Source organism: Citrobacter sp. Awk 4, assembly GCF_028069725.1.
In the GTDB taxonomy this organism is placed as follows: domain Bacteria; phylum Pseudomonadota; class Gammaproteobacteria; order Enterobacterales; family Enterobacteriaceae; genus Citrobacter_D.
This window is the reverse complement of record NZ_JANEWG010000173.1, coordinates 1-258: the sequence shown is the minus strand read 5'-3', so window position 1 is coordinate 258 and position 258 is coordinate 1. Positions and strand designations below refer to the sequence as shown.

Annotated in this window: 1 protein-coding gene; it reads left to right on the top strand. The window is 57.8% G+C overall.

Going from position 1 to position 258, the window contains the following annotated elements; translation table 11 throughout:
* Nucleotides 1–258 (top strand): RHS repeat-associated core domain-containing protein (locus NNO04_RS22700; RefSeq protein ID WP_271446546.1); only part of this gene is annotated, 258 nt, incomplete at both ends.

Below are 258 nucleotides of genomic sequence, written 5' to 3'. Positions count from 1 at the left end.
GTGGCCATTACGGCAGCTTCGGTGAAGTACGGCATCAGACGGCAGGTTTTACCGGCGCGTTACAACACACCGCCCTCGCCCATCAGCCCCTGCGCTACGCCGGGCAGTATGCTGACAGCGAAACCGGGCTCCACTATAATCTGTTCCGCTACTACGACCCGCAGGTCGGACGGTTTATTGTTCAGGATCCGATTGGGTTAAACGGTGGGTGGAATCTTTATCAGTATGCGCCGAATCCGCTGGGGTGGATTGATCCGC